The 239-nt window shown below is 70.3% G+C and carries 1 pseudogene; it reads right to left on the reverse strand.

The window, feature by feature from the left end:
* Positions 1 to 239 (reverse strand): annotated as a pseudogene (locus EXE42_RS17990) (hypothetical protein); the annotation flags it as partial.

Consider the following 239-nt stretch of genomic DNA (forward strand, 5'->3'; position numbering starts at 1 on the left):
CGGCGGTCTCCGCGGTCGAGACCATTCTGTCGCGGAACCGGGTCGTGTACGCCTCCGTGTCGTTCTCCACGTCCGCGCGGAGCTGTTCGAACGCCCGCTCCTCCTCGTCGGTGCCGAGTCGGATCCGGTACTCGACGGTCCACCGCGCGTCCCCGTCCGGCTGAACGGCGACCTCCATCGACACGTCGTCCGGTTCCACGTCCATCTGGGCGAACCCGCCCTCGAACGGGACCGCGCCG

Source organism: Halorubrum sp. SP3, assembly GCF_005435195.1.
GTDB classification, from domain to species: Archaea; Halobacteriota; Halobacteria; order Halobacteriales; family Haloferacaceae; genus Halorubrum; species Halorubrum sodomense.